The organism is Fontibacillus phaseoli, from assembly GCF_003337355.1.
In the GTDB taxonomy this organism is placed as follows: Bacteria; Bacillota; Bacilli; order Paenibacillales; family Paenibacillaceae; genus Fontibacillus; species Fontibacillus phaseoli.
Map to the genome: position 1 here is coordinate 566908 of NZ_QPJW01000002.1, position 26227 is coordinate 593134.

The 26227-nt window shown below is 51.1% G+C and carries 26 protein-coding genes and 2 tRNA genes; 11 read left to right on the plus strand and 17 right to left on the minus strand.

Translation table 11 applies throughout. The annotated features are described in order from the left end of the window. Nucleotides 1-108 precede the first annotated feature (108 nt). The 4 genes from DFP94_RS09905 to DFP94_RS09920 all read left to right on the plus strand — a co-directional run bounded on the left by DFP94_RS09905 (nucleotide 109) and on the right by DFP94_RS09920 (nucleotide 4531). Complete coding sequence (locus tag DFP94_RS09905; protein WP_114496301.1) at nucleotides 109-1263, plus strand: THUMP domain-containing class I SAM-dependent RNA methyltransferase; 1155 nt, start codon at nucleotides 109-111, stop codon at nucleotides 1261-1263. A 52-nt stretch (nucleotides 1264-1315) separates the two neighbouring features. Next, nucleotides 1316-3328 (plus strand): LTA synthase family protein, encoded by a 2013-nt coding sequence (locus DFP94_RS09910; protein ID WP_114496302.1) that lies wholly within the window; start codon nucleotides 1316-1318, stop codon nucleotides 3326-3328. Between the two features lie 228 nt (nucleotides 3329-3556). After that, nucleotides 3557-3859 carry a putative quinol monooxygenase gene (locus DFP94_RS09915; RefSeq protein WP_114496303.1) on the plus strand — a complete coding sequence of 101 codons (303 nt, stop codon included), beginning with the start codon at nucleotides 3557-3559 and terminating at the stop codon, nucleotides 3857-3859. A 3-nt stretch (nucleotides 3860-3862) separates the two neighbouring features. Further along, on the plus strand, nucleotides 3863-4531 hold the full coding sequence (locus DFP94_RS09920) for a YdeI/OmpD-associated family protein (RefSeq protein WP_114496304.1): 669 nt from the start codon (nucleotides 3863-3865) through the stop codon (nucleotides 4529-4531). 77 nt (nucleotides 4532-4608) lie between these two features. Here the strand turns inward: DFP94_RS09920 and DFP94_RS09925 are convergent, their stop codons facing one another. From DFP94_RS09925 to DFP94_RS09945, 5 genes are all read right to left on the minus strand, one after another. Beyond that, nucleotides 4609-4842 carry a YuzB family protein gene (locus DFP94_RS09925; protein WP_114496305.1) on the minus strand — a complete coding sequence of 78 codons (234 nt, stop codon included), beginning with the start codon at nucleotides 4840-4842 and terminating at the stop codon, nucleotides 4609-4611. A 26-nt stretch (nucleotides 4843-4868) separates the two neighbouring features. Beyond that, nucleotides 4869-5171 carry a HesB/IscA family protein gene (locus tag DFP94_RS09930; RefSeq protein WP_114496306.1) on the minus strand — a complete coding sequence of 101 codons (303 nt, stop codon included), beginning with the start codon at nucleotides 5169-5171 and terminating at the stop codon, nucleotides 4869-4871. Between the two features lie 135 nt (nucleotides 5172-5306). Next, the gene (locus tag DFP94_RS09935) at nucleotides 5307-5564 is read right to left on the minus strand and encodes a hypothetical protein (RefSeq protein ID WP_114496307.1); all 258 of its coding nucleotides are present in this window, start codon (nucleotides 5562-5564) and stop codon (nucleotides 5307-5309) included. Nucleotides 5565-5754: 190 nt separating this feature from the next. Beyond that, nucleotides 5755-6687, minus strand: a complete 933-nt coding sequence (locus tag DFP94_RS09940) for a M14 family metallopeptidase (RefSeq protein WP_245954664.1) — start codon at nucleotides 6685-6687, stop codon at nucleotides 5755-5757. Between the two features lie 66 nt (nucleotides 6688-6753). Continuing rightward, nucleotides 6754-7389, minus strand: coding sequence for a TraX family protein (locus DFP94_RS09945; RefSeq protein ID WP_114496308.1), 636 nt, complete (start codon nucleotides 7387-7389; stop codon nucleotides 6754-6756). A gap of 100 nt (nucleotides 7390-7489) precedes the next feature. On the opposite strand from DFP94_RS09945, the gene DFP94_RS09950 reads away from it, so the two are divergent. Beyond that, nucleotides 7490-8401 carry a diacylglycerol/lipid kinase family protein gene (locus tag DFP94_RS09950; RefSeq protein WP_114496309.1) on the plus strand — a complete coding sequence of 304 codons (912 nt, stop codon included), beginning with the start codon at nucleotides 7490-7492 and terminating at the stop codon, nucleotides 8399-8401. A gap of 57 nt (nucleotides 8402-8458) precedes the next feature. On the opposite strand, the gene racE is transcribed toward DFP94_RS09950, so the two are convergent. The 7 genes from racE to DFP94_RS09985 form a co-directional block, all read right to left on the minus strand. After that, a complete protein-coding gene (gene racE / locus DFP94_RS09955) occupies nucleotides 8459-9277 on the minus strand; it encodes a glutamate racemase (RefSeq protein ID WP_181873091.1) in 819 nt (272 codons plus the stop codon). A gap of 182 nt (nucleotides 9278-9459) precedes the next feature. Beyond that, nucleotides 9460-9918, minus strand: coding sequence for a YtxH domain-containing protein (locus DFP94_RS09960; protein WP_114496310.1), 459 nt, complete (start codon nucleotides 9916-9918; stop codon nucleotides 9460-9462). Nucleotides 9919-10071: 153 nt separating this feature from the next. Beyond that, complete coding sequence (locus tag DFP94_RS09965) at nucleotides 10072-10500, minus strand: DUF86 domain-containing protein (RefSeq protein ID WP_114496311.1); 429 nt, start codon at nucleotides 10498-10500, stop codon at nucleotides 10072-10074. Nucleotides 10501-10520: 20 nt separating this feature from the next. After that, nucleotides 10521-10808, minus strand: a complete 288-nt coding sequence (locus DFP94_RS09970; RefSeq protein ID WP_114496312.1) for a Dabb family protein — start codon at nucleotides 10806-10808, stop codon at nucleotides 10521-10523. Between the two features lie 219 nt (nucleotides 10809-11027). Then, nucleotides 11028-12335: a 6-phospho-beta-glucosidase gene (locus tag DFP94_RS09975; RefSeq protein WP_114496313.1), complete on the minus strand. Its 1308-nt coding sequence runs from the start codon at nucleotides 12333-12335 to the stop codon at nucleotides 11028-11030. Beyond that, entirely contained in the window at nucleotides 12335-13324 is a 990-nt protein-coding gene (locus DFP94_RS09980) for an N-acetylglucosamine kinase (RefSeq protein WP_114496314.1), read from the minus strand. The genes DFP94_RS09975 and DFP94_RS09980 overlap by 1 nt, the downstream gene beginning before the upstream one ends. A 75-nt stretch (nucleotides 13325-13399) precedes the next feature. Beyond that, nucleotides 13400-14311: an AraC family transcriptional regulator gene (locus DFP94_RS09985; protein WP_114496315.1), complete on the minus strand. Its 912-nt coding sequence runs from the start codon at nucleotides 14309-14311 to the stop codon at nucleotides 13400-13402. A 237-nt stretch (nucleotides 14312-14548) separates the two neighbouring features. Between DFP94_RS09985 and DFP94_RS09990 the strand changes: the two genes are divergently transcribed. From DFP94_RS09990 to DFP94_RS10000, 3 genes are all read left to right on the plus strand, one after another. Then, a complete protein-coding gene (locus DFP94_RS09990; RefSeq protein WP_114496316.1) occupies nucleotides 14549-14857 on the plus strand; it encodes a hypothetical protein in 309 nt (102 codons plus the stop codon). Between the two features lie 100 nt (nucleotides 14858-14957). Continuing rightward, nucleotides 14958-15033 (plus strand) — tRNA-Ala (locus DFP94_RS09995). Between the two features lie 13 nt (nucleotides 15034-15046). Then, a tRNA-Lys gene (locus DFP94_RS10000) sits at nucleotides 15047-15119 on the plus strand. Between the two features lie 149 nt (nucleotides 15120-15268). On the opposite strand, the gene DFP94_RS10005 is transcribed toward DFP94_RS10000, so the two are convergent. After that, entirely contained in the window at nucleotides 15269-16252 is a 984-nt protein-coding gene (locus tag DFP94_RS10005; protein WP_114496317.1) for a glycoside hydrolase family 43 protein, read from the minus strand. Nucleotides 16253-16586: 334 nt separating this feature from the next. Here DFP94_RS10005 and DFP94_RS10010 point away from each other — a divergent pair, with 334 nt between their 5' ends. Continuing rightward, entirely contained in the window at nucleotides 16587-17771 is a 1185-nt protein-coding gene (locus DFP94_RS10010; RefSeq protein ID WP_114496318.1) for a winged helix DNA-binding domain-containing protein, read from the plus strand. Between the two features lie 14 nt (nucleotides 17772-17785). Here the strand turns inward: DFP94_RS10010 and pfkB are convergent, their stop codons facing one another. Next, complete coding sequence (pfkB, locus tag DFP94_RS10015; RefSeq protein WP_114496319.1) at nucleotides 17786-18700, minus strand: 1-phosphofructokinase; 915 nt, start codon at nucleotides 18698-18700, stop codon at nucleotides 17786-17788. A gap of 260 nt (nucleotides 18701-18960) precedes the next feature. Here pfkB and fabV point away from each other — a divergent pair, with 260 nt between their 5' ends. Next, entirely contained in the window at nucleotides 18961-20151 is a 1191-nt protein-coding gene (gene fabV / locus DFP94_RS10020) for an enoyl-ACP reductase FabV (RefSeq protein WP_114496320.1), read from the plus strand. A gap of 642 nt (nucleotides 20152-20793) precedes the next feature. Next, nucleotides 20794-22857: a HelD family protein gene (locus DFP94_RS10025; RefSeq protein WP_114496321.1), complete on the plus strand. Its 2064-nt coding sequence runs from the start codon at nucleotides 20794-20796 to the stop codon at nucleotides 22855-22857. A 55-nt stretch (nucleotides 22858-22912) separates the two neighbouring features. On the opposite strand, the gene DFP94_RS10030 is transcribed toward DFP94_RS10025, so the two are convergent. The 3 genes from DFP94_RS10030 to DFP94_RS10040 form a co-directional block, all read right to left on the minus strand. Beyond that, entirely contained in the window at nucleotides 22913-23902 is a 990-nt protein-coding gene (locus DFP94_RS10030) for a helix-turn-helix transcriptional regulator (RefSeq protein WP_114496322.1), read from the minus strand. A 53-nt stretch (nucleotides 23903-23955) separates the two neighbouring features. Next, on the minus strand, nucleotides 23956-24453 hold the full coding sequence (locus DFP94_RS10035; protein ID WP_114496323.1) for a DinB family protein: 498 nt from the start codon (nucleotides 24451-24453) through the stop codon (nucleotides 23956-23958). Nucleotides 24454-24554: 101 nt separating this feature from the next. Next, nucleotides 24555-26210, minus strand: a complete 1656-nt coding sequence (locus DFP94_RS10040; RefSeq protein ID WP_181873092.1) for a stalk domain-containing protein — start codon at nucleotides 26208-26210, stop codon at nucleotides 24555-24557. Nucleotides 26211-26227 lie beyond the last annotated feature (17 nt).

Here is a 26227-nt window from a genome sequence, read left to right on the forward strand (position 1 = left end):
TATCCCCATTTCAATTTCCCGTTTGTATCTTATTTAACATTGGCCTATACTGAATTGTATGGTTTTTACATACGAACCACAAGTATTTCACGGAGTTGATAGAATAGCATGTCAGAACAAACAAAACAATTGGAACTCATCGCTACCGCGCCGATGGGACTCGAGGCTGTCGTAGCCCGCGAGCTTAAAGATTTGGGCTACCAGGATACCTTAGTCGAGAACGGCCGGGTTACGTTCAAAGGAGACCTGTCCGATATTTGCCGTTGCAATTTGTGGCTGCGGACCTCCGACCGGATTCTGATCAAGATGGGCGAGTTTACCGCGCTCACCTTCGATGAACTGTTTGAAGGAACGAAGGCCTTGCCTTGGCAGGACTGGATTCCCGTCCATGGCGAGTTTCCCGTTGAGGGGCGGTCGCATAAATCGCAGCTCAGCAGCGTTCCCGCCTGTCAGGGGATCGTCAAGAAAGCAGTCGTCGAGAAATTAAAGGAAAGTTACCACAACGAGTGGTTCGATGAAAACGGGCCGCGTTACGTTATCGAAATCAACCTGCTGAACGACAAGGCATTGCTGACGCTGGACACCACCGGCCCGGCGCTGCACAAGCGCGGCTATCGTAAAATCGCGACCGAAGCGCCGCTGAAGGAAACGCTGGCCGCGGCCATGATTTTGCTCAGCCGCTGGAACCAGAACCCGTCGCGTCCGTTCTACGACCCGTGCTGCGGCTCGGGCACGTTGCCGATCGAGGCGGCGATGATCGCCTGGAACATCGCGCCGGGGCTGCGGCGCACGTTCAACTCGGAAGCTTGGCCGGTACTGCCGGAATCGATGTGGCAGGAAGCCCGCGATGAGGCGATCGATGCCGTAAAGGACGATATTCCGCTGAATATCGCCGGCAGCGACATCGACGCGCGGGCGATCGAAGTCGCCGAAGCGGCGGCCAAAGCCGCGGGTCTATCCAAGGAGATTAGCTTCCGGCAGCTCCCGGCCGTCAAGATTCAGCCGGAAGGCGATTACGGCTGCATGATTACGAATCCGCCGTACGGTGAACGGATCGGCGAGGAAAAAGACGTGCGCCGCCTGATTTCCCAGCTTGGCCGCGTTACCGCCGAGCTACCTACCTGGTCGTTTTTCACGCTGACACCGACAAAGCAGTTCGAGCACGATTTTCAGCGCAAGGCGGATAAACGTCGGAAGCTGTTCAACGGCCGGATCGAATGTCAATATCTGCAGTTTCTCGGACCCCTTCCCCCGCGGCATTAATGCCCGGGAGGAGGGTTTCTCCGTTTTGGAATGGAAAGGAGGAAAGCCCCACATGGCACTTTCCGGCGATAAACCGAAAAGCTTTTTTAAGAAACTGACCCATTACCGCAATTTCGAATATATTTTGTTCACCCTGATCCTATTTTTCAAACTGCATCTTCTTCACGACAATCTCCATGCGCGGTATATCGACATGAATTGGCTGGATGACGTGATCGCCATCGGCTCCATCCTGCTGGTGTCGTTCTGGACGCTCTGGCTCCCCCGTCGGGGCAGGGCCATTGCTTTGATCATCATGAACGTACTGCTGACGGCGCTTATTTTTTCTGACCTGGTTTATTATCGCTACTTCGGTGATTTCATCACGGTTCCGGTGCTGTTGCAAGCAGGCCAGGTCGGGGAGCTTGGCGACAGCATCCTGTCTCTGATTCATGCCAAGGACCTCTGGCTTATCGCAGACTGGATTCTCTGGCTGGTGATCAAAACGTCTCTCCTCTTCTACCGGCGCAACACGAGCAAAAGGCGTTTCGCCGGAAGAAGGTACTCACCCGCGTTCTCCGGAACAACCCGCAACGGCCAAACGCAAAGCTACCGATCACGCTGGTTGTCCCGTTTGATCACGGGCCTCGCCGTCTTTGTACTCGGTTTTGTCATTACGATGGGGCCGATCCGTTTCTATGCCAAAACGTGGGCGGTCGGGCTTTTCGAGGGCGGCTGGTGGAACATTTCGCTGTACAATGTCACAGGTCTGCTTGGATTCCATTACTATGACGCCTACCGTTACGCCAAAGAGCATCTCGGCGGCAAGCCGGAGCTATCGGACCAGGAAAAGGAAACCGCTCGGCAATGGTTTGAAGACGCGGGAGACGCCCGTAACGAGAACAATGACACATTTGGCGCTTATAAAGGAAGTAACGTCCTGGTCGTCCAGGTGGAGGCGTTCATGAATTTCATGATCGGCAAAGAGATCGGCGGGGAAGAAATCACCCCGAATTTCAACAAACTGATGCAGGAAAGCCTTTATTTTTCAAACTATTATCACCAAACGGGGCAAGGACGGACTTCGGATGCGGACTTCTCCTCACAGAGCTCCTTGCATCCCCTGCCAACCGGATCGGTTTTTGTGCGGTATCCGGACCACTCGTATGATACGCTGCCACAAATTCTTGGCCAGAACGGCTATGAAACGGGCGCCTTCCACGCTTACGAGGGTAGCTTCTGGAACCGGATTAATATGTACAAAGCGATGGGTTACAACCATTTTTACAGTAAAAAAGACTTCAAGATGGATGAATCCCTCGGCTGGTCGCTCGGAGACAAATCGTTTTTCCGCCAGTCGCTTGGTTTCATGACAAAAGAACAACCGCCTTTTTATTCTTTTTTGATTACGCTGTCCAGCCATCACCCTTACTCTCTTCCAGCCTCGGTCCGCCAGCTTGATACGGGGGAATTCAAAGATACCATCTTCGGAAACTACCTGGAGTCGATCCATTATGCCGACGCCGCTTTAGGAGAGCTTGTGGAGGGAATGAAGCGGGACGGAATCTGGGATAACACCATCCTTTACGTATACGGGGATCATGACAACTCCATCACGGACAAGGCCGATTATGAAAAATTCCTCGGCAAGTCGCTGAATGAGCTCGATATGCATCAAATCATGAATCAGGTACCGCTGCTGGTTCATCTGCCCGACGGCAAAAACGGCGGAATTTACGATCAGGCGGCAGGGCAGCTCGATATGGCTCCATCGCTTCTTCATCTGTTGGGGATTCCGAGTGATTCCTATTACATGATGGGCAATAACCTTTTCGCCTCAGGCAACAAATTCGTCGTTTTGCGCTCCGGGGCTTTTACGGACGGGAAACTGTACTACATCCCTTCCCCGGACAATGTTTTTGAAAACGGGTCCTGCTACGATCTGTCTTCCAGGGAAAAGAACGATATAGAAAAATGCCGGGTTCCTCTCGAGGAAGTCAAGAAGCGCCTGCAGATTTCCGACGATCTGATCATGACCGATTTGATTCCGGAACTGCGAAACAACCAAGACATTCAAGATCGCTAGACAAAACAGGGACCTGCATTCCGTTACCCGGGAACAGGTCCTTTGTTCATTCAGTGATCAGTCTGTCACATTCTTAGAGGGCATCAGCGCCTGCTATAGGATGTGGCTTGGACAAAAAGATTGCTCTATACTGGTATAAGTAACAAAGTGAACCCGGTTATACTGGTACAAGTCAGGTACTACATTGCAAGTCAACAACATCATCACTATTTTTAGGAGGCGTAATTTATGGACAGATTCGGAATGAACGTCAAATTTACGGCGAAAGCAGGACAAAGGGACGCCTTGGTGCAAATCCTGCTGGGCGCCGCGACCGCAATGGAGGCGATCCCCGAGTGCGAGAAATATATGATCAGCGTATCGGATTCCGAGCCCGACACGATCTGGGTGAATGAGATCTGGAACGATGCCGGGGCTCATAAGGCTTCTCTGGACCAGGAGGCCACCAAGGCCTCGATTCAGCAAGCGATGCCGCTCATCGCCGGAGTCGAGGCCTTTCAGATACGGCCTGTTGGCGGCAAAGGGCTGTAACCCATGACGAAATCCATCGTAGAAAAACTCAATTTGCGCAAATATAAAAAAGTCGCAGTTTTGAATATGCCTTCCGGCGCTGATTATCTGGCCGAATTACCGTCATACGATCATGGGCTTGCCGTAAGCAAGTACGATCTTATTTTTGCCTTTGTGTTGGATATGGAATCTTTGAAGCAGCTTGTCAATCAAGTAATCGCAGAAGACCGCCTTGAGAAAGACGGGTATCTGTTCATGGCTTATCCGAAAAAGGGCAATAAAATATACTCTACCTTCATTCATCGCGATAATTTATTGGATGGGTTAGGCGCGGACAAAGACGGGTATGTGGGAACGAGCGATATCAAATTTGCCCGTATGGTAGGACTAGATGACGTCTTTACTGTCGTGGGGTTGAAAGAAGCTGCCTCAACTAAACATCAGGCCAAGACCGCAGCAAGTCAGCGCGTAGATGATTATGAAGCAATGATCCCGAAGGTGGAGCAAGATTTGCAGGACACGCCGGAATTACTTGCCTTTTATCAGTCCTTGACGCCGGGTTATCAAAAAGATTGGGCCAGATACGTGTACAGCGCCAAACAAGAGGAAACAAGAACCAAGCGCCGGGAGGAGATGAAAATGATTCTTGGCGCAGGCTATAAGAGCCGCGAACTGTACCGTAAAGAACAATAAGTCTAGGTGTTCATTCACATATGAAATCCAGCAAAAAGCCGCCCTGATCTGAGTATCACGGCGGCTTTATTTAACGCTTATTCTTTAGGTTTCTTTACAAAGGGCGCGGCCTTCGCCAGCACTTCGTCCTCCGTCGGTCCGCTGACATAGCGGCCGTTAATATAGACGAAAGGTCTTTTGCCGCACGGTCCGCAATACGATTTGCAGCCGATTTTAATCTCGGCGTCCGGCGCCAATTTCTGCAGTTTCGGCACAAACGTCTTCATGCGGATATGATTGCACTTATCGCATATTCGTATATCGTTAGCCATGCTATTCCCTTCTTATCGTATACTGATTAGTGATCTCCGTGATTCCCTTTGGAAGGATTCGTAATGACGAAGCCCTCTTGCGGGAAATACAGATAATCTAACTTCACGCCATCCAGCAACGGCTCGTCCTTATCAAGGATCACGTCGATCTCCTTATCGGTCGAGACGATATGGTCGTTTTCTTTCGGCTTGACCAAATCCATGCCATAATGAGCGTGGTCCCCATGAGCATGCGTAATGAGCACCTTCAAAACCAGCCCTTTATTCTCTTCCTTGTCCAGCTCTTTCTTTATCACTTTCGCCGCATTGCGGGTAATCTTGACGCTCATATGATCTCTCCTATCCTATCCAAAATAACATCCTCAACATTCCTATTGTAAAGAAACATCGTCTATCGTGCAACATTACTTTGCATGCGGATCGGGCACGGCCCGTCTACTTTTCCAAAGCGCAGAACATCTTGTTCATGGATCCAGTCGTTTTACCTCGGGCCGGTCTTTCCGTTCCGCCCGGGTCACGAACCAGTTCATTAACAGCATCGTTACAGCCATGTCGTCGAGCGGAATCAAGGGCAGTACGTCCGGCAACACCCAATACAGCAAAGCGGGTGCCACTAGAAGCAGTTTGTCCGAGAAAGGAACCCGAGGAGAACGCAGCAATCCGGGAAGCCGGCGAAAAACATGCGACCAATGGCGCAATGACCAGATTTTTGACCATTTCATCGACAATCCCCTCCTTATATAAGTAACATACCCTTTTTTCATAGGAATCAATAGGTCTTATTGGCGCCGAAACAGCATGATCCTTACCGATCCCAGCCGTTAATCAGGCAATTAAGACAGCCCGAAACCGGTCTCCTTCCTTGCCTGGCATACGCCGCAAAAGAACAAAAAAATCCGGAGGTACAGCCCGCTACCCCCAGATAAATTCTGCCAAGATGGGCGCAAGGCCTTCATAGATTTCATCAAACTGCCCCACCGGGAGCGGGTTCACGCCCTCCCCTGCCTCTACGGTAAAACCGGGTCGGCGGAATTCGTCGATGAACCAGTCCTTGTAGCCCGCGTCGCTCCCGCTCAGCTTGACGGCGCGGTAACCGGCACCACTATCCCTGCCGCCGGACGCCGCGGCAAGCCGCGCGGCCATGGCTTCCGCTTCCCGCGGCTCGCGGTCGCGGTAGTTCCAATAAATCTCCTTGCCCTGCGTGTGCAAGGAGAGCACCCGGCTGAAGCGCTCGGCGCGCGTCAGCTCGGCCAGCGCGGCCGCCTCCGGCTCGCTGAGCGGATGCGGGCCGCCGTAGTCCTGCGGCGCCGGGGCCGTCAGCCCCCGGCGCTGCCGCTCCAGTTCCCAGCAAGCCGGGAACTGGTCGTTCAAATCGACGCCGCGGATATTGGCCTTCCAGCGGCGAAAATCCCCGCTGCCGCCGTTCCACGCGGCCAGTTCCTCCGCCCAGGCGCAGCCGGGCGGAATGCCGTCCTGCGCCAGATCGGCGCCGTCCGGGTTCGCCATCGGCACCGCCCAGAGCGTGACCGCGTCCAGCCCGCAAGCATTTCCTGCACCGCGCCCCGAGGCCAGTTCCTCCACGAAGCGCAACAGCAGAGGAGCCGTAATCCACTCATTGGCATGGACCGCGGCATTGATGTGCACCGGCTCTGGCCCTTTTCCCAGGATTAGCGCATACAACGGCTTCCCGAGCACACTGCTTCCGATTTGCCGGCAGTTCAAACCGTCATAGATGTTCAGTAAAGCATTCATTTGACCTACGAAATCGGCGTTGCGGTATCCGCCGCGCTCCATCGCGACGATGGGACGACGGATTTCATCTTCTGCTCCAACCAGATTTTCCAAGCCCCCTCCCCAAATTACATCATCCAATCCGAGAGTACGTCCTACAACGGAAATTTGCGATATTCGTTATCCGACCCCAAAGCGCAGTCCGAAAACAATCAATGCTAAAACAAACAGATGGACGGGATAAAAAGACCGCCACACCCAAGACGGCACGCGCCAAGACTCCAATCTTCTCCAAATGTCCGGCCCAAAAGCGATAATCAGCGTCGGCAAGAGGCTGACCATTTGAATGACCCAGCCGTAGGACATCAAATAAACGAAATTCAGCAGCAGATGCATCAGCAACATTTGCGTGGAGCGCGCATATTTGAATATAAGCACAAGGAGCAGTCCATATGCCCCGTAATCGAACGGTAGCACCTCCATGATAATGCATGAGCCTGCAATGACCAGGACCGACAAGGGTCCGGGTTTAATACTGTCTAAAAGCCGCAGCACGAGCATAGCTCCCAACAAGGTTGCAACCACATTCAAACCGTCATTCAACACCAACTGATAAGGGATTTGAGACACGACCGCAATCAGCAGCAGTCTTATCGCATATCTTCTAAAATTCGAGGTGTGCGCGTAACCTTGAACAAGCGCATAAGCGTAAATCGGAAATGCGATCCGGCCGATCACTCTCCATAACAAGTCGCCGGGAAAAAACAGCAGTCCGACATGGTCGATCAACATCGTTATCATGGCAATCAGCTGCATGAGAATACTCCTTTTTACTTAAAAATGATTTCTTTTTAAAGCTAATTTGCTTACACTGAAATTACAGATGGATGCTTGCTAAATTGATGGAGGAATGACCATGTATTTATTTATCGTGAATAGAAATTCCGGAAACGGAGGAGGCTACCGGGTTTGGAAAAAAATCCAGGAGCTTCTACACCACCGGAGCATACCCTATGATTATATATTTACCCAGAGTGCGGAGGAAGCGCATTCATATCTAATAGACCGGCTCGCCAACAAATCCGGCTGGAGCGCGGTTGGCGTCGTAGGCGGGGACGGCACGATCCACAGCCTGCTCCCGGCCATGCGCGATTCGGGCGTTCCGCTCGCCGTCTTTCCGGCCGGTTCCGGCAATGATACAGCCCGTGGGTTCCGCATTCCGAGAAAAACGGCTGCCGCACTGGATATCATGCTGGAGGGAATGCCCCGGAGCACCGACCTCATCTCCATCTCCGGCGGCAGCACGCTTACCGCACTGGCCGTCGGTTTTGACGCAGAAGTCGCGCACAATGTAAACCGCAGCCGTTACAAAAAAATATGCAACTGGTTCGGCATGGGTCGTCTCGCCTACGTAATCGGCGTCTTCCATACGCTCCTCACGTTCCGCCCCGCTCCGCTGACCGTCGAGTGCGACGGACAAGAATACACGTATACATCGGGCTGGCTAGCCGCAGTCAACAACGTGACCACCTATGGGGGCGGACTTTCGATCTGCCCTGAAGCTAAACCCGATGACGGTTTGTTGGACATCTGCATCGTTCACGACTGTTCGCGCTTTAAGCTGATGCTGCTGTTTCCGACGCTGCTGTTCGGCAAGCATACCCGGTTTTCCTTCGTAAGTATGCTCCGCGGGCGAAACGTCACCGTCCGAAGCAGCCTGCCCAGGCTGGCGCTCGGAGACGGCGAACCTGTCTCCTCGACCCCACTCACCGCATCGGCAGATCCCGGAGCCCTGCGGGTCATGTGTCCCCATACTCTTGCCGTATAACTGACTCTGTACAAAAAAACCTTTGGCGGGAAAACTCCTGTCCAAAGGTTTTTTGTTTCATCTGGAAGGATTCGAGACCTGCCAGACGATTGGCGTCAGTTCAATCTGCTTGCCCAGCCATTGCAGCGCGATTTTTCGGAACATTTCCGGATCCCCGCTGCAGAAAAACTGGTGAACCGGAATGTCGCTTCCCCGCGCCAACCGTCCTTTTTGATGTAGTACCGTGCTGATCTCCCTGGCGGTCTCATCTGCGGAACTGATGAGCTTGACACCAGGACCCATTACCTGATTCATCGTTGTTTTCAAAAATGGATAATGAGTACAACCCAATATCATACAATCGATCGGGTACTGTTTAATTTCGCGAAGCGCCTCCTGGACAACCTCCAGCGCTTCAGGCATTTCATAACGTCCCTGTTCCACAAGCGGAACCAGCGTGGGACAGGCCTCACTGACAATTTCAATTGCCGGATTCAGCTCTTTTAGCGCAGCGGTGTACGCGCCGCTCCGAATCGTGCCGATCGTCCCGATGACGCCGATTTTCCCCGTCTTGGTCGCGCTGATTGCAGCGCGCGCCCCCGGATAAATGACGCCGATAACGGGAATCGTAACTTTGGCCTGGATGTAATCCAAAGCCGCCGCTGTTGCGGTATTGCACGCGATTACGATCATTTTAGGGTCGAATTGAATCAAAAAATCTACAATTTGCTCGGTAAACAGGCGCACCTCTTCAGAGGAACGGGGTCCATAGGGGGTGCGCGCGGTATCCCCGAAATAAATAATTTTTTCTCTAGGCAGCTGTCTCATAACTTCCTTGACGACAGTGAGGCCTCCCACGCCCGAGTCTAGTATTGCGATGGCTTGCTGCACGAACATACCGCTTCCTTTTGCCAAAATTTGAATTGCTTTTTCTCTTCTACTTTATGTTTTTCCGGCATAAAGCGTACCTAAATCTTAACTTAATTTATATTGCGGTACAACCAAAAGGGCTGCTGCCATTTTTATCCTTAGCGCAACAAAAAGACCCTTTCGGGTCTCTTTGCGCCTCAATATCCAAATTACAATTTTTCTTCCGTGTCCGTATCCGCTGCCGGGACGATATCCTCAGCAGAAGGACTTCCGGCGTCGGATTTTTCGGCTGGGGCTGCTTCAAGCGCCGTTTCTTCCGCTACGCCGATAACAGCCGTTTCTTCAGGAGCAGATGCCTCTTCTTCCCCAAAGGAAGAAATCAGCACTTCCTTGTCATCGGCTTCCGTATTCCCTTTGGCCCCCCGCCATGCCTGGAAATCGTTCACCAGGCCCTCAGCCGTTTCCTTTACCTTGCCGGCCAGTTGGCTGCTCTGTTCGCTGACTTTCCCGGCTACTTCCTGCGTTTTCTCCCCTACCTGACGTGCACCATCGGCGATATCCTTACGCAGCTCGCGTCCGGGTTTCGGAGCAAACAGCAGCGCTGTCACCGAACCTACGATCGTACCGATGGCGGCACCCCAAATCCAACCTTTATTCCCTTTACCCACGTTTCATCTCTCCTTGTCAGGCATATGCCGCGATCAACATGTCGGGAACAGAATCCCTATCACTTTAATCAGGGCGAATGCCTATATCGTTAATATATTATAAGCAAAACGGGCTTATCCCGTCACACTTCTCAGCAAAAAAATTGGCGACTGTCATGACGCGATTCCTTCCTTATCCAAATACTCCCTCACGCGGCGGGAAAAATCGTCCAGAACCTGCGGAAGGCGTCCGGCCAGAGCATGATTTCCGCTTCGGTCCCAGTCAAAATACTCCTGAACCAGCGGTTTACGCAACCGGACCAGTTCGGTCAGCACCTGAAACAGGCCGTCATCGATTACTTTCTCATCATGCATGATTTCTACGATATCCTCGTAGCTGCTGGCATCACGCATAATAAACCCGTCAATCAAGTAGCTCCCCACATCCGTCACGATTTCAATCGCCAAATGAAGCGCCCTTTCTTCGGCATAACGCTCAAGCAATGCAGCTTCACCATTTGATCCGGCAGCCTCAAGGATTTGTACCACCTCGGGAAGCACGTTCAGCCGGCGTTCGATTTGTTCCCGGTTTACATAGTACATCACGTTCTCTCCCGCTCTTATTAGAATTCGAAATCGACTGCAACCTGGCTTTCACGGACTTGGGACATATGCTCGATCACTTTCTTGTGCTCGGGATGGACCTGATACCCTTCGAGATCGTCGAGAGAATCGAAGGTTGCCACCAGGGCGATATCGTAGGAACGGGCGGATTTGACCACGTCGATCCCCACTTCCAGTTCCTTGAGCTGCTCTACTTTGCCTTGTAAACCTCTCAGCACTCCCGCCGTAATTCCAATGCTTTCCGGCGACGAGTCCTTCAATTTAAACAACACGATATGCTTAATCATTCCGCAATCTCTCCTTCAACGTTAGTAGCCTAACCGGCTTTTGGCATGTCCAGATTCTCTAAACAAAATATATCATAACGGCAAGATGCAAGAAAGGAAGCATTTGGAGAAAAGCTCTTATTTGCTATCAGAACAGATGATCCATACCATAAAAAAAGCAGCCGGAGCGTTCCGGCCGCCTTGCTGCTTGGATTACGGCAGATGATTAGTTCAAAAGGATCATGCAAAAAAGTTGGGGAGGTATTTCCGGTGAGCTTCCAGCATCTCGTCCAGCAGCATTTTGGCCGTGGAAACCGAAGGCACCAGAGGATGATGAACCATTGCCTGCAGGGCAAGCCCCCGGTCGCCGCTGACCGCGGCGTCGATCGCCAAGCTTTCGTAAGTTTTAACCGCATGCAGCAGACCCTTGATTTGCTGCGGAACATGCTTTGGAGCAAGCGGGATCGGACCTGCTGAAGTGACGACGCAGTTGATTTCAATGCTGGCATCTTCCGGGAGAAAATCATAGATCCCGTCATTCGGTACGTTCAGGGTTTGAATATCGTTCCGACCCAGATATAGCGACTGCATTAATTGAACCGCGGCCTCGGAGTAAAATGCGCCGCCCCGCTGCTCGAGCTGCTTCGGCTTTTCTTCCAGGGACTCGTCGGCATAAAGCTCGAACAATTCTTTTTCCACGCGGCTAACGACATCGGCACGGGTCCCGTCCTTTTCGAGCGACGCCTTTTCTTCTTCAAGCATTTCGGACGTCATATAGTAGTATTTTAAATAGTAAGTCGGAATCGAAACCAGCGACTGTAAAAACTCGGGGTCCCATCCCAAAGTGGGCACATTTTTGGCGGTGTATTCGCCTTTGCCCATCAGAAGTTCCGGCAATCTCTCTTTGCCGTCAACCAGCGCCGATGTCACCCAGTGTAAATGATTGATTCCGACGAATTCAGGCAGCACTCTGCTCTCCGGCGTTCGGTAGGCTTCTGCCAAAAATTTCTTGAAGTTGATGGGGGAATTGCACAATCCGACGGTTTTCACCCGGGAATATTTGATTACCGCCTCCGTAACCATTCCGGCCGGATTCGTGAAATTCAGCATCCAGGCGTTCGGGGCGAGTTCTTCGATATCACGGCAAATATCCAGAATGACCGGAATGGTACGCAGCGCTTTAAACATGCCGCCCGGACCTGTCGTTTCCTGGCCGATGACACTGTGAGAGATCGGAATATGCTCATCCAGCTTTCGGGCTTCCAATTGTCCCACGCGCATCTGAGTCGTAACAAAGTCCGCTCCCCGAATCGCCGTACGCCGATCCATCGTCAGATGAACCTCCATCGGAATCCCCGATTTTTTCACCATTCGTTTGGCCAAATTCCCGACGGTTTCAAGCTTTTGTCTTCCTTCTTCGATGTCGACCAGCCACAGTTCGGAAACCGGCATATCCCCGTAACCTTTGATTAATCCTTCAACCAGCTCGGGCGTATAAGAAGAGCCTCCGCCAATGACCGCGATTTTGATACTCCGTTGCTCTTTCATCACTTCGCATCCCCTTTCAAATCGTCAAATGAAACCTTTTTTAGATTTTGCATGACCACGGGCTCCGCCTGAACCCCGGCTTGGTCCATGGCGCTAAGCACGGCCCCGGCTACGGGTTCCATGGTAATCCTGGCAATCCTGGCATTGGGGGCGGTTTGTAGCACTCTCTTTTCAAGCGCATCCTGCATGATGCCCGGCACGCTTTTTGCCAGCACGCTTCCGCCCAATACGACATCGAACTGTTCCTGCTCCATTCCTAGCCGCTTGATTAATGCCGCCGCCGCATTGCCAAGCTCCATCCCCTGTTCGGCTAGAATGCCTACGGCCACTTCGTCTCCTTGGCTTGCCGCCCGGAACATCAGCTCGGCCACATGCAAAGGCGGGGTATATCCTTCATCCAGAGCCGCATCCAGCATCTCGGGAACACTTGCGAACCCCGTCGCCTCCAACACCATGTCATGAAGCAGAGTAGGCCTTCCGCGGCCATCCCAAGCACGGATCGCCGAGCGGAAAACAAAATTAGCCATATCCCGTCCGGATCCCTGCCCGTCTCCGAATAAATAGCCAAATCCCCCGTACTGAACCTCTTCTCCAGCCCGGTTTCTTGCAGCCGCGTTGAATCCGGTACCACTGATGACAACGGCTCCGTAAGAACGGTCCGTACCGGCGCGCATGGCGATCATGGTATCGCAGGCGATGGCATGTCTGGGAAACCCAAGCCTGGCGATCATCGGGCGCAGGATTCGGTAATCCGGTTCCCGGTCCGCTCCGGCAAGCCCGAAATAGGCTGACGTAACCTCATCCGGTTTAAGTCCTGCCTCCCGGAGCGCGCTTAAGCACGCTAATGCTATATTATTCTCCGCATCCAATGGATTGGTCTGATGATTTCCGTTGCCGGTCACTCCCCTTCCAAGGGTTTCCCCTTTGGCGTTCACGATTAAGCAATAGGTTTTGCTTCCTCCGGCATCTACACCCAAATAATAATTCATCCCGCATCACTCCTCCTTTACCAGCATACAAAAAGAGCTATCGCAATTCTTCTGCAATAGCCCTTAAAAGTAATACTATTTTACTGTTTTGAGGTTTTCCCCTTCATTTCCTCCGCGCAGCCTTCTTCTTAAGGCACTTGGCGATATCCCTACATGATGAAGAAAGAGACGGTTAAAGTTGGACAAGTTGCGAAACCCGCAGGATTCGGCAATTTCAAGGATGCTTAGTCCTTCCTGCTCCAACAGCGAGACGGCGTATTCAAGCCGGAGCTGCACCAAGTAGTTCATTGGTGACGTTCCGGCGATTTGGCTGAACAGAGCGCTGAAACGCGAAGGGCTTAAATGGACGAGACCGGCAAGCTGATTCAATGTCCAAGGCTCGGCCAGGCTCGAATCCATCTTTTGTATCACCTCGCGGATTTGCTCCAGGTGCTTCGCGCTAACCCGGCCCGAATCACCTTGTTCTGCCCGGAAACGGCGATTAATTTCGGTCAGGAATAACAGCAAAAGACCCCGGATCGCCGAGATATAGGACGGCTGCACCAATTCGAATTCCCGAAACATGTCCTTAATATACTCTCCCAACAAGGAAGCGGAAGGATGCTTATGAGAAATCCGGTTCGGAAACTCCCTCCCGGTATGGCGAAAAGGCATTAATATATCGTGATCATATCTTTGCTCCGCCCCAAGCAAGGCTGGTTCAAACATCACGATTACCATTTCCAGGTTTTTGCCTTCATAAGCGCGGTGCAAGTCCTGGGAGTCGATCAGGAATAAGTCCCCCTGCTCAAAGTGATACTCCTTGCCGTTAATCACGTAGATGCCGCTGCCGCTGGATATCCAGTTGATCTCAAGCGCCCGGTGCCAGTGCAGCCGTTGAAAGGAAGGAGACACCCCCCTTGAGCTTGAAATCGAGAATGGAAATCGCGGGGGCAACTTTATTTTGTCCGGTTGAATATGCAGCGAAGAAGAAATTGTGGGTTTCACCTTATATCCCTCCCAAGATATGACCGATAGGCGACAAGTTGCAACGTAATCATATATTCTTATTGAACCATACCGTACAAGTCGGCACAATAGAGGCTCTAACCCTCGGGAAAATATCCCGTTCCGCCGGTATCCCTCGGTTGTCCAATCCCTATGAAACTATCAAACATATCATATATTGTCTTCGGATGATTAGAAACCGGAGATAGAATAAGCAACCATGAGGAGGTGAAAATTATGAGAGTATTACAATTCCTGTTGAACGCCCCTATCCGCAGGCGGATTAGAACACTCCAGGCCAAGCTTGAACTATTGGCAAACCGCGTGGAACAATTAGAACTTACCTTGGAAGCCTCCGGATTCCCGGACATCGAGACTAGAGAGAAACTGTACATGTCCATGGGTAAACCCCTAACCGTATTGGTCGGCGATTCCGTTATTCAGGGAACTTTATTTTCGATTCTGAATGAATCTCTCGAATTGCGCGACGATTCCGGGCAGCTTGTCATGATTCCTCTCCCTAGAATTACCGCCATTCGCTTCTAACTGCAGACTGTTTTTATATCCGGTAATGTTTTCCGGATATTTTTTTTACAAAGCCCTTGACATCCAGCAAGCATTTTTATAAAATAAAATAGTCGCTCACGGGGCCTTAGCTCAGCTGGGAGAGCGCATCGCTGGCAGCGATGAGGTCAGGGGTTCGATCCCCCTAGGCTCCACCAAACTACTTCTTATGGATCGTTAGCTCAGTTGGTAGAGCATTCGACTCTTAATCGACAGGTCCAGGGTTCGAGCCCCTGACGATCCATAACCAAAACGGCAGAGATGCCGTTTTTTTGTTGTCTTTTTCCTGGATTGTTCGCGCTGCCCATTCGGCGATCTCCATTCGTTTCCGCATAACCTGAAGAAGAGAGCTTTCGCTTCCCTCCTCAATCTTTCCGACGATCAGGCTTGATTCTAAAGATCATAAGGCTCGATCGTTTGAATCGTTCCATCTTCGTTGTATTTTAGCTCGGTATATTTTACGCTGCGTTTATTGTCAGCGCCGCCCGACAAGGAACTGTCATGGTAGAATAGATACCATTTCTCTTTGAACTGGACGATGGAGTGATGGGTGGTCCAACCGATGACGGGGTTAAGAATCGTTCCTTGGTAGACGAAAGGGCCCAGCGGATTTTGGCTGGTGGCGTAGACGATCTTATGCGTCGAGCCGGTAGAATAAGATAAGTAATAGCTCCCGTTATATTTATGAACCCACGGACCTTCGAAATATCGTCTCTCTTCGTCTCCCGCCAATATCGGATGGCCCTCTTTGTCCACGATCGAGATTTCTTTGGGTTGATCCTTGAAGGTTAACATGTCGTCGCTTAATTCAGCCACGAAGGGGCCAAGTGCCGGTTCATTGGCGGCTGGGCCTTCCGCATCGGGCATAAAGGTTCCCGTCTGCCACTTCTCGAGCTGACCTCCCCAGAGCCCGCCGAAATAGATGTAAGCCCTTTCGTCATGGTCTACGAAAACGGCCGGGTCGATACTAAAGCTGCCCGGGATGTAATTCGGCTCAGGTTTGAAAGGTCCGGTAGGAGATGAACCGGTGGCTACTCCAAGACGGAAAATATCGTCCTGATCCCTTGCCGGGAAGAACAGATAATACTTCTCGTTCTTGAATGCCGCATCCGGTGCCCACAATTGCTGCTTCGCCCACGGAATATCTCTCAAATGCAGGGCTTCTCCATGGTCTACGCAAACCGCACCTTCTTCATCCATGGAGAGGATATGATAATCTTCCATATCGTATTGGTCGCCATTGTCGTTCGACTCCATCACATGATCAAGGTCATGGGAAGGGTAAATATAAATTTTTCCTTCGAATACATGCGCGGAAGGATCTGCGGTATAGATATGAGTTACTAAAGGCTCATTAAACTTTGCGGGTTTTGTCACGTCATTTCCTCCTAATATTGTCGAAATGCCTGCCTCCTTCTCCATCCTATCAAACAAACCCGGGTCAGTGAATGCTCGAAAGTATAGATGATATCCAAAAAACTTTACATGTTCCCGCCCGATTTGTTGCGGATCATCTCGATAACTAATTCATGTACTTTGATATGAAAGTACAATATCACCGATCCCATTCAAACCTCGGCAAAACCTTGACACTAGGTTGTCAGGGTGTTTCCTTTACAATAAAAATAAATGAACCCTGAGACCTTCGGATTCGGGGCTATCTTCACCTTTTAATGATATTAGGTCTATATTACTTTCAGGAGGCTTGATTATGTCCGATTTGCCTAGCAATCTGCCATCGCCAGCCAGAGACTTCGATTCCTGCGGTGTACCTGGCGCTATCCTAGATATACGAACGCTAAACCGTTCGCTGCTGGCCAGGCAAATGCTGCTACAGCGTGAACGGATTACGCCTTTAGATGCTATCGAACGGCTTGTCGGCATGCAAGCTCAAGCACCGAACGCGCCCTACTTCGGCTTGTGGGCGCGACTGGAAAGCTTTCGCCAGGATGAGCTGTCCCGGCTCCTCCGGGACAAGCAGGCCGTGCGACTAGCGCTTATGAGATCCACGCTTCACCTGGTCTCCGCCCGCGATGCGCTGCGGCTGCGCCCCTGGGTGCAGCCTGTCCTCGACCGCGGGCTCAAGGGCAGCTTCGGCCGGCAGCTTGCGGGCTTGGACGCCGACGCGGTCGCCGCGGCTGGCCGTACGCTCATGAAGCGGCAGCCGATGACCTTCAGCGAGCTAGGCGGAGAGCTAGCCGAGCTCTGGCCTGAGCGCGATCCTGATGCGCTCGCGGCGCTCGTCCGCACCCGCCTGCCGCTGGTTCAACTACCGCCGCGCGGACTCTGGGGCGAGAGCGGCCAGGCCCGGCACACGACGGCGGGGGTGTGGCTTGGCGGGCATCAGGCCGAAGCCGGAACGACGACCGAAGATGAGGAAGACTCCTTCCTGCTTCGGTATTTGGCTGCGTTCGGCCCCGCTTCGATCAAGGACATGCAAACCTGGTCCGGCCTGACCCGGCTTATCAGGAGCGTACAAAGGCTCCGCCCTTGCCTAGCCGTTTTCCGCGATGAAAACGGCACCGAGCTGTTCGATCTGCCCGATGCCCCGAGGCCGGGTCCGGAAACTCCCGCACCGGCGCGATTTCTAGGCGAGTACGACAATATCCTGCTGTCGCATGCCGACCGGCGGAGAATCATCAGTGAGGCGAATTACCGGCATGTATTCACCAAGAACGGAATCATCCGGCCCACCATACTGCTTGACGGATTCGCAGCGGGAATCTGGAAACTGGAAGCCAAACGAAGCACCGCAACCTTAGTGGTTGATCCCCTCAGAAAGCTTGCAGAAGATGAATCGGAAGCGCTGCATCGGGAGGGAACCTTGCTCGTTGATTTTGCCGCGCCGGAATGCAATTCCATCGATATCAGGATAAATCCGGCACTGGATCGATAGTGTTTAAGATGCCGTTACAGCCAAGGAACCAGATTCACTTGCGGCAGCAACTCGCGAATCTGTTCTTCCCCAGCCAGATCATCGGATAAAGCAGTCGCGCTTCCCGACGCCACGCCGGTGCGGAACGATTCAAGTAAATCTCCGCCCAGCGCCAATCTGCCCAAAAACCCGGCGATCATCGAATCGCCGGCCCCGACGGAATTGCGCAGTATTCCCGGCGGAACATTTGCATAAAACGCGGTATCCGGAGTAATCAAGAACGCCCCGTCTCCTGCCATGGAAACAAGCACATGCTTCGCTCCCAATTCAAGTAGCTTCCGGCCATATGTGACGATCCGGTCTCTGGACTCCAGGGATACGCCAAACAGTTCGGACAATTCATGATGATTCGGTTTCACCAGCAGCGGCTGGTGTGCCAGGGCTCTCATTAGCGGCTCACCGGTCGTATCGATGACAAACTCGGCTCCCGCCTCCCTGCATACTTTTATGATCCTGTCATAAAAATCGCCGCCAAGCGATGGCGGAACGCTGCCCGATAGCACGACTATGTCTTCTTTTTGAAGACCGGACAGTTTATGCAGTAAGTTTTCACGTTCAGCGGGTGTGATATTTGGTCCTTGCCCGTTTATTTCTGTTTCTTCCCCATGCTTAAGCTTAATATTAATCCGCGTCTCCCCGGCGATATGTACAAAATCGGTTTTTAATGATTCCGCCCGCAGAAATTCCTCGATATGCCGCCCGGTAAATCCGCCGACAAAACCTAATGCGGTATTATCGGTCCCTAACCTGATCAGCATGCGTGATACGTTGATGCCTTTTCCTCCCGGAAGCTTCAAGTCCCGGTTCATCCGGTTCAAACCGCCCCATTGCAGACCCGGAACTTCAACGATATAATCAATCGACGGGTTTAGCGTTATGGTGTATATCATAAATAATCCCTCACTATATATTTATCGAAATGATCGACCCCGATCCGGCACGGATTTATTGGCCAATCCAGTACGGATTGCCGTATCGGAGACGTTGACGTAGTTAAAACTTAACACAAAGATTGCTGAATGGGGACGGATTTATTCATGATCTCCATCCCCTGCCCTTTTTCAAATCGATAATTACAGGTACAATAGATAAGATTAGTAAAAATTTAAGACAAGCACTATTTTCCGAAAGAAAGGAAAGACTCCAATCCATGATCATTAAACCACGAACCCGCGGCTTTATTTGTACGACGGCTCATCCGGAAGGATGCGCCCGTCAAGTGGAGCAGCAGATTGATTACGTAGAAAAACAGCCTGCCATTAGCGGACCCAAAAATGTGCTGGTGATCGGAGCCTCCACCGGATATGGCCTTGCCTCGCGCATTGTTGCCGCTTTTGGAGCCCGGGCCAACACCGTCGGCGTTTACCGCCCGAGCGCCGCAAGCGCAACCCGGACTGCGTCTGCAGGATGGTACAATTCCGCCGCGTTTGAACAAGCCGCCCAGGCAGCGGGACTCAAATCATTCAGCGTCACGGGAGACGCTTTTTCCGAGGAAACGAAGTCAAAAACCGCCGAATTGATCGCCAGAGAACTCGGACAGGTCGATCTGGTCATCTACAGTGTGGCAACGGCGCGGCGGACAGACCCGGCTACCGGCCAAAATCGCAACTCGGTGCTGAAACCGATCGGAAAACCGTATACGAACAAGACAGTGAACTTCCATACTGGAGATATCAGCATGGTGACCCTGGAGCCTGCGTCCGAGCAGGAAATTGAAGATACCGTTTATGTAATGGGCGGTGAGGATTGGCAAGATTGGATCCATGTACTTGAGAATGCCGGCGCATTGGCCCAAAATGCCGTCACCGTTGCTTACTCATATATCGGATCGCAAATAACCCTGCCCATTTACCGGGAGGGAACCATCGGTCAAGCCAAGGACCATCTGGAGCATACCGCTCAGGAACTGACCAAACAGCTGTCCGGGATCGGAGGCCGGGCTTATGTGGTCGTAAGCAAGGCTCTTGTGACTCAATCCAGTTCCGCAATTCCGGTCGTTCCGCTTTATATGTCCACGCTGTATAAAACGATGAAAGAGAAAGGGATTCATGAAGGTACGATTCAGCAAATGTACCGTTTGTTTGCCGATCGGCTTTACGGCCAGAGTACCCCTCAGCTTGATGAAGAAGGCCGGATCCGGCTGGATGACTGGGAAATGCGCGATGACGTACAGGCCGAAGTCACAAGGCTCTGGAATGAGCTGAAATCGGACAATATATATCAGCTGTCCGACCTGGAAGGATTCCGGCGCGAGTTTTTCCAGCTGTTCGGGTTTGAAGTGGACGGCGTGGACTACGAGGCGGATACCGATCCTGTCGTCGAAGTGCCTAACGCCAACTAAAGATAGATGAAAGGGAGCCTCTTCTCAAGGCTCCCTTTTGATATCGACCGTTAGCAGTAACTGTATTTCCTCCATCTAATATTAAAATTATCCGCCCAGGAAAAGAATTTACTGTATAACCTGCAGTTAATTTTTCCCGTTCCGCTCTTCACGACGCTAATGCCTGATTTTAGATGGAGGTTTTCCAGTTAAATTGCGAAATCCAGTAACTTCCGTTTATTTAGCTGTAGATTTTCCAGTTAATTGAGTCAGCCGGTAACTTGGTTAGCTTGGGTCACTTCTTGGGTTACTCTGGTTACTTCTTGGGTTGCTTGGGTTACTTCTTGGGTTCTTGGGTTCTTGGGTTATTGGGTTATTGGGTTCTTGGGTTCTTGGGTTACTTGGTTAGTTTCATCCGGTCAGATCGATATACTAATTTGCCAATTTCACAAGAGTCGCAGGATAGGATAGCTCTTTTATACACCAAAAAACGGTTGGACAAGGACAAAATCTCCCTGTTCCAACCGTTATTTATATGCTCAATCGTATAACTAATATTAGACCCACGTACAAAATATAATACTACAAGGGAAAGTATAAGTCTATACTTTTTTTAAGTTGCTTCTATACTTAAAGATATTCTTACTAGAGGAGGCAACGGGTATGACAGTAATCAATGAATCCGAGGCTGAGGAAAGAGCCTATGTGGAGACCTTGCTGGGCAAGCTCCGTCAGGCGATAGAACAAATGAATGAGGGCATTTCCTCCTCCTACCGGGAAATCATCGAAGCAAAAAAATACGTCTGGGAAAACATCGGCCAGTTGGACCCCGCGGAAAGGGCGGCAAACCGGATCGAGATCGGATTGAGCATCGATGCCGGCGAAAAATCGAAGGACAATCTAAGAAAGCTGTACAAACTCGAGCAGTCTCCGTTCTTTGGTAGAATCGATTTCCGGCGAGACGGCGAAAGCAAACCGGAGCCCTACTATATCGGAATTCACTCCTTTTCCGAAGGGGATAACCAAACCAATCTGATCTATGATTGGCGTTCCCCCGTAGCCAGCCTATTTTACGATTTTGGCATAGAACGGGCTAGTTTTCAGGCACCGGAGGGCAGGATTAAGGGTGAAATCACCTTAAAACGGCAATACAAAATTAAAGACGGAGCCCTCGATTATATGATCGAAACCTCGCTGAACATTAACGATGATGTTTTGCAAAAGGAGCTCAGCGGCAATACGGACGAAAAAATGAAAAACATTGTAGCGACGATCCAAAAAGAGCAAAACGCCATTATCCGTAACGAAACGTCTAAAGAACTCATCATCCAGGGCGTGGCCGGATCCGGGAAAACCTCGGTAGCCTTGCACAGAATTGCCTTTTTACTTTACAAATACAAAGGATCGCTAAGTTCAAAAAACATTCTGATCCTGTCCCCCAACAAAGTGTTCTCGGACTATATTTCAGGCGTGCTCCCGGAATTAGGCGAAGAAAATATGTTGGAAACCGAATTCGAAGACCTGGCGGCCGGAGAACTTGCGGGCATTTGCCCGTTCCAGACGTTCCATCAACAAGTCGCAGAATTGACGGAGCACAACGATGACGGGGCGAGAGAACGAATACGGTTTAAGGCCGCGACCGATTTCGTTAAAAAAATGGAGTCCTTTATCGCCTACGCGGATCAGGCCTTCTTTTCGCCGGAAGATATCGTTGTCGATCCATTTTTTATCTCTAAAGAGGAAGTAAAAATTGGTTACGAATCCTTGGACAGGATGCCGCTCAAGCCAAGGCTGGACAAACTCGCCGCCCAGCTTTCAGCCCAATGCAGAAACTCGGACGGAGACAAGCCCGACCCTTCCAGCGCCAAAAAAATCAAAACAGCGGTGAAGAAAATGTTTCGCTATTCCGGCCTTCTTCCGCTCTACAGGGAGCTTTACAATTACTTAGGAAGACCCGAGCTTTTCAAATATTCGGTACCGAAAACAAAAACCGTCGAATATTGCGATGTATTTCCTTTGGTTTACTTGAAACATTACTTTGAAGGATTAACGCCCTATGAATTTGTAAAGCACTTGCTCGTGGATGAAATGCAGGATTATTCGCTCATTCAATATGCCGTTTTGTCGATTTTGTTTACCTGCAAGAAGACGATTTTGGGTGATGCCAGCCAATCTGTGAACCCGTACTCCTCCTCCTCGCTTCCGGAAATCAGCGGCATGTTCCCCGGCGCGGAAACCGTGGAGTTGAACAAGAGCTACAGATCCACCCTGGAAATCACGAACTTTGCCAAAAAAGTCAAACCCAATGATACCTTGATCCCGGTCGAACGGCACGGCGAGGAACCGCAAATCCTGAAATGCCTCGATGCTTCGGAGCAATTATTGCGGATCGGGGAACTGTTGGATGATTTTTTCGCTTCGGAACATCATTCCATGGGGATCCTATGCAAGACGATGAAGCAGGCCAAGGATCTTTACGATCATTTGAAAATAGACCGGCAAGCTGTCTACTTGCTCGATTTCAAAAGCATCCGGTTCCATGAAGGCGTCATTATTACCTCGGCGCATTTGGCCAAAGGGCTTGAATTCGACCGGGTGCTCGTTCCGTTTGCGGATGACGAAACCTATAACAGCGAACTGGATCAAAGCCTTCTGTACATCGCCTGCACAAGGGCCATGCATCAACTAAAATTGACTTATTCCGGAAACCCGAGTCCATTTATTTAATGAAACGCCCAAAAACAAAAAGCCGATCCACTCCGGTTCTCCGGAGATATCGGCTTTACTCCCGCTTATCGTATTGCTTCGCCATTTCCTCGTAATACGATGCAATCCCCGCGCTTACTTTAGCCATGGTTTCGATCAACGACAACGGTTCAAGGATCTTCAAGGATCTGCCGTAAGTCAAAAGAAAGTAGGGGACATAGGACGACAAGGAGGCTTGTCCAAGCCGAAACACCGCTTCATCTGCCTGACGGGAAACCAGCGCATGGCCGAACAGCCAATGCCGGCTCAATTCATTGAGCGCCTGTTCGTGTCCGGCGATCCTTACGGTTACCATCGTTTCGCTATCCAGCGCCCCCGGGAGCAAGCTTCCCAGCAGATGGGCCTTGGCGGAAAACGTGCCCGGGCGTTCAAAACGCAGCTCGCTTGGCCGCAAGTCCACGATTCGGTCTACCCGAAAACTGCGCAACGTTTGACGTAGCCGGCAAAACCCCACCGCATACCAACATCCCTTCCAGTGGACGATCCCATAGGGATCGAATCCACGGGAGATCGGAGGTTCACTTCGGCCTTTATCATAAACCATTTCAAGGGTTCTGCCTTGAGCGGCTGCTTCCTCCAACTGCTGAAGAAAGATCCTTTGGCGCTCCTCCAATGGCGGATGGATCACCGTTACCCCTTGGTCATGAAGTTCCATCAGGTTCAACTGCTCTTCGTTCGTATACAGCTTCAGTTTACCGACCGCGCGTTCCAGCGCTTCCGTATGGGGATAACCGGCTTCCCTGGCAAAAGTGGATGACTGCACCAGCGCTTTTTGTTCCTCCTGATCGAACAGGAGCGGCGAATCCACAAATCGTTCCAGAATCCGGTAACCTCCTCCCGGACCGGAATCGGCGATGATCGGAGCCCCGCTGGCACATAACGAATCGATGCAGCGGTAGACCGTTCGAATATGAATCTCCAGTTTGTCCGCCATCTCCCGGGCAGTCATTTTTCTTCCGGAACGAAGCAGCCATAATATCGAGAGCATGTGATCCGCTTTAGACATGTCCGTTAGTTTCCTTTCCTTCAGTCGCCTCAGTTCATCCCATTGTAACGCTTTTATTTGAGCGGTTCCATCCCCGCGTCGATCCAGGAATCATAGGTTTGTCCGTACACTTCCGGAATCCGCAGTCCCGCTTGTCTCATCAGTACCGTCATCTGCCCCCGGTGGTGTGCCTGATGCATGACTGTAAACCGCAAGGTTGCTCCGTTCTTCCAGGATTGGCCCATCATATCCTGGCTTTCAAGCAGCTTGTCGTTATCCCACTGGGTCACTACCGCATCCAGTAGTGCATGGCTGACTTTAGCATATTCTTTGGCAATGACCGACGCGGACTCCGGAACTTGATTACCGCCCTCCGGCCCGTCAAAGACCAGACCTAATCCCGTCATATAATGCGGAGAGAGCACCAAATGCCAGGCGATATCTCCCAATGTTCTACGCCCGAATACGACTTCCCGCGATAGCGACTCATCCGTGAGCGCCTCCATCACCTTTTCCGTTAGCTTAAGCTCCTCTTCCCATTCCTTTGCAAAGTCCTTGATTTGGTTGAACATGATCTATTCCTCCTTTGGTTGAGTCGGTTCACTTCGAAGTATAAACAAAAATCACTGACAGTTACGGTCAGTGATTTTTGCAAAATTTAAATTCGACTATCTTAATTTACAATGATCGACAGCTTGCCATCTATGAAAACAATAGTGTCAAAGTCGGCATACACCCATGTTTCAATGACTTTTCCCTTAGCGGTGGTCGCGTCTTTGCCCGCCGGAGCGCCCCAGGACAGCAGAACCTGCTCTTTTGTCATTCCAAGGGAAATATAGCCCGCCTTGATCTGGCTCCACACGGTGGATGACCATTTGTACTTTTTATAAGGATCATAGTTGAAGAAGCTCGATCCATCCGCGAACAGGTCCGTTACGTAAGAAGAAGACATCGGGTAGCTCTCCAGCTTTTTACCAGAAGCGGACTTGAACACGACTACGAATTCACCTAATTCAACCGGTTGAATATCCGTAACCGTGACTTTGGAGAAGCGGTCCCATCCCTGAAAATAGTTAACCCAATAACTTTTCCCCACGTACTTAGCCAGACTGCCCTGGGCCACCTTCTTAACCAGCCCCGCCGTATCTGCGGATACAACGATCATTCCTGCCTGACCATAAGTAATTTCGGCCTGTTTCCACTGGCTGTTCCATTTGACCCCTGCTCCAGTAACGTCAATAAGCAGCGATGCCGGCATCATCATTCCTTGCTTGTCAACAATTGGTGCAGCTTTTAATTGAAACGGCTCTCCGTTCAAGTTTGCAGCTGTACTTTTTGGTTTCAGCGACAAGGAAATATCGCCTAATGCCACTTCAACTCCTCCGTCACTCGAAGCGACTGTTCCGCCTAAAGCTTGAACCACCGGTTTGACAGGGACGTAAACAACCCCTTCGATCAGTTTGGCATAATTCAAATTGTTGCGGAGGCTTGAAGATATCGTTACTGTTTTGGTCAAGCCGCCCGATGTCACTGTGGCCTCGATTTGTCCAACTCCAAGAACCTTGAAAGTTCCATCCGGCTGAATAGCAAGCAAATGAGGTTTTTGAACCTTAATATCTGCTTGAGATGCCTGAACTTTTATTTTGGCTCCATTGGTGTAGGTCTCCTGAATACCAAGAGTGATTCCATCTCCAACAAACGGGTTTGGATCGGAAACCGAGATATCCAGCTGTTTAACGCTCGGTACATCAACCGGGGTTATTTCCCCCTCATTGAAAAACACCCAACTGCCATCGCTACGCATGGCATAAAAATGTTCGCAATCCTCAAGAACCGAGGTTTTTACAATTTGACTCAGTCTGGATACCTGTTCGGTTAATTTATTCCGGTCCTTGTAATTTCCCGTCATCCATACCGTGCCGTCTTTGCGGGTAACCAGCAACGCGTCCGTCGGATGATCGCCTGTACTTTTTGCAAAAGCGATATGAGCGGCATCCTCGGTGATCGTGAACGGGATAATTTTGCCGTTGTCGTCAAAATCAGAGGTTCTGAACACGATAACCTTGCCGTTGCCGTATAACACGGCCACTTGTCTGTCATAAGCCGCCAAAGCTATCACGGAAGCCGCATCGGCTACTGTCCCCACCTTATTGTATAAATACAGTTTATAAGGATCCGCAAGGAGCACATCACCGTTCGAAGTTAATGCCGCAAACTGCTTCCCGCCATAACCGATCAAGCTGATTCCTTGCAGAGTTTTTATTTTTCCGCTGCCGTTCCAAACCGTACCGTCGTTTTTCAGCCAACAGTCGCCCTGCACCTGTTTCACGCCGGATTCTCCCTCTA

Excerpts from the sequence above, each read along its gene's own strand:
- DFP94_RS09990 (WP_114496316.1), top strand. The coding sequence starts at position 14,549 with ATGAGAGTATTACAATTCCTGTTGAACGCCCCTATCCGCAGGCGGATT.
- fabV (WP_114496320.1), top strand. The coding sequence starts at position 18,961 with ATGATCATTAAACCACGAACCCGCGGCTTTATTTGTACGACGGCTCAT.
- DFP94_RS09910 (WP_114496302.1), top strand. The coding sequence starts at position 1,316 with ATGGCACTTTCCGGCGATAAACCGAAAAGCTTTTTTAAGAAACTGACC.
- DFP94_RS09970 (WP_114496312.1), bottom strand. The coding sequence starts at position 10,808 with ATGATTAAGCATATCGTGTTGTTTAAATTGAAGGACTCGTCGCCGGAA.
- DFP94_RS10035 (WP_114496323.1), bottom strand. The coding sequence starts at position 24,453 with ATGTTCAACCAAATCAAGGACTTTGCAAAGGAATGGGAAGAGGAGCTT.
- DFP94_RS09925 (WP_114496305.1), bottom strand. The coding sequence starts at position 4,842 with ATGGCTAACGATATACGAATATGCGATAAGTGCAATCATATCCGCATG.
- DFP94_RS10025 (WP_114496321.1), top strand. The coding sequence starts at position 20,794 with ATGACAGTAATCAATGAATCCGAGGCTGAGGAAAGAGCCTATGTGGAG.
- DFP94_RS10010 (WP_114496318.1), top strand. The coding sequence starts at position 16,587 with ATGTCCGATTTGCCTAGCAATCTGCCATCGCCAGCCAGAGACTTCGAT.
- DFP94_RS09980 (WP_114496314.1), bottom strand. The coding sequence starts at position 13,324 with ATGAATTATTATTTGGGTGTAGATGCCGGAGGAAGCAAAACCTATTGC.
- DFP94_RS10030 (WP_114496322.1), bottom strand. The coding sequence starts at position 23,902 with ATGTCTAAAGCGGATCACATGCTCTCGATATTATGGCTGCTTCGTTCC.
- racE (WP_181873091.1), bottom strand. The coding sequence starts at position 9,277 with ATGTTCGTGCAGCAAGCCATCGCAATACTAGACTCGGGCGTGGGAGGC.
- DFP94_RS09920 (WP_114496304.1), top strand. The coding sequence starts at position 3,863 with ATGACGAAATCCATCGTAGAAAAACTCAATTTGCGCAAATATAAAAAA.
- DFP94_RS09905 (WP_114496301.1), top strand. The coding sequence starts at position 109 with ATGTCAGAACAAACAAAACAATTGGAACTCATCGCTACCGCGCCGATG.
- DFP94_RS09950 (WP_114496309.1), top strand. The coding sequence starts at position 7,490 with ATGTATTTATTTATCGTGAATAGAAATTCCGGAAACGGAGGAGGCTAC.
- pfkB (WP_114496319.1), bottom strand. The coding sequence starts at position 18,700 with ATGATATACACCATAACGCTAAACCCGTCGATTGATTATATCGTTGAA.
- DFP94_RS09945 (WP_114496308.1), bottom strand. The coding sequence starts at position 7,389 with ATGCAGCTGATTGCCATGATAACGATGTTGATCGACCATGTCGGACTG.
- DFP94_RS09935 (WP_114496307.1), bottom strand. The coding sequence starts at position 5,564 with ATGAAATGGTCAAAAATCTGGTCATTGCGCCATTGGTCGCATGTTTTT.
- DFP94_RS09975 (WP_114496313.1), bottom strand. The coding sequence starts at position 12,335 with ATGAAAGAGCAACGGAGTATCAAAATCGCGGTCATTGGCGGAGGCTCT.
- DFP94_RS09930 (WP_114496306.1), bottom strand. The coding sequence starts at position 5,171 with ATGAGCGTCAAGATTACCCGCAATGCGGCGAAAGTGATAAAGAAAGAG.
- DFP94_RS09965 (WP_114496311.1), bottom strand. The coding sequence starts at position 10,500 with ATGTACTATGTAAACCGGGAACAAATCGAACGCCGGCTGAACGTGCTT.
- DFP94_RS09915 (WP_114496303.1), top strand. The coding sequence starts at position 3,557 with ATGGACAGATTCGGAATGAACGTCAAATTTACGGCGAAAGCAGGACAA.